This window comes from Mucilaginibacter lappiensis, from assembly GCF_900155965.1.
Classification (GTDB): Bacteria; Bacteroidota; Bacteroidia; order Sphingobacteriales; family Sphingobacteriaceae; genus Mucilaginibacter; species Mucilaginibacter lappiensis.
Map to the genome: position 1 here is coordinate 1 of NZ_FTMG01000036.1, position 1,520 is coordinate 1,520.

Consider the following 1,520-nt stretch of genomic DNA (forward strand, 5'->3'; position numbering starts at 1 on the left):
TCTGGCAAAGCTTTCTTATTCACCTTCCCATTGGCCGTTAGCGGCATCGCTGTCAATGACATCAATACCGCAGGGAGCATATAATCCGGCAAATGATCCTTCAAATAATTCATGATCGCCTCTTTATCAAACCCATCTTCACATACTACATACCCGATCAGGCGCTGTTGTTTATATAATACTACACTTTGCTGTACGCCCACGAAGTCGGACAACACTTTATTCACTTCGCCCAACTCAACTCTATACCCACGAATCTTCACCTGGTCATCTACCCGGCCTATAAACTCTATATCGCCATTCGTAAGTCTGCGAACAAGATCGCCTGTTTTATACAGCTTAGATGAACGGCCGAACGGATTGGTGATAAACTTATCCGCTGTTTGTACGGCCTGGTGTAAGTACCCCGCAGACACACCATCTCCTCCTATCAGCAGCTCTCCTGGTACACCAATCGGGCATAGCGATAAGAAACTATCTACCACATAAACTTCTGTATTTGAAAATGGCTGGCCAATCGGAATGATGTGATAATCCCTGTTAAGATCTACTTTATGCAACAGCTTACCTATCGTTGTCTCTGTGGGCCCATAGTGATTGATCACTGTCAGCAAGGGGTCTGCCGTCCTGATCTTTTCTATAACGCTCACAGGCAATGCTTCTCCACCGAAAATAATGGTCTTTTTGGGTAACAAGGTTTCTAAAGCGCTCCAGTGGGATGGTACAATTTTAATACAATCTATTGCATGGGCAATAAAATAACTGTGCAATAAACCGGGGTTCATCAATGTTTGTTTACCAAACAAATGCAAGGTGCCCCCACTTAACAAAGACCCAAACATTACCGTATTTCCCAAGTCTGCTGACAATGAGGACATTAAACCAAAAGACAAACTCCCGGTTAACACATCTTTCAATCCAAAATAGTAATCTACAATATTTTGGTTACTCACCATTACGCCCTTCGGCTGACCGGTTGTACCGGAAGTATAAATAACATACGCCAGGTCTCCTTTAACTATCGCTGTTTCATGTACAGCCGCAAGGTCGCCCAATTGTATATCTACAGAAAACACAGGCACTTCAAAGTCAATCACATCAAACAAACTCTCAGAGGAAATGATCAATGCTTTAATTCCTGTATCCCTGATCAGGAAAGCCTGTCTTTCTTTTGGCAAGGTAATATCTATCGGCACATAGGCTGCCCCTGCTTTTAGTACGCCTAAAATCGATACTAATGACCACTCGCACGTATCCAGCATGACTCCTACCAGGTCATTCGTCTGAAGATTATATTCATGCCTTAAATAAGCTCCCAGTTTCGTGGCACGCTCGTTCAACTCCCGATAGTTCAGAACAACATCTCCAAAACGTACGGCTGCTCTATCCTGATAAACCAATGCCTGCTCTTCAAACAGCTCTATCACTGTGCTCGATGGATAGGGCAGCTCAAACTGGTTAAATTCATTCAGCAACTGGTCCTCTTCCTGTTTGTCAAGCATCCGCAAAGTTCCAACGGG

Annotated in this window: 1 protein-coding gene; it reads right to left on the reverse strand. The window is 43.9% G+C overall.

Annotated elements, in window-relative coordinates:
• A partial coding sequence (locus BW976_RS28815) for a non-ribosomal peptide synthetase (RefSeq protein WP_139332467.1) occupies positions 1–1,520 on the reverse strand: 1,520 nt, incomplete at both ends.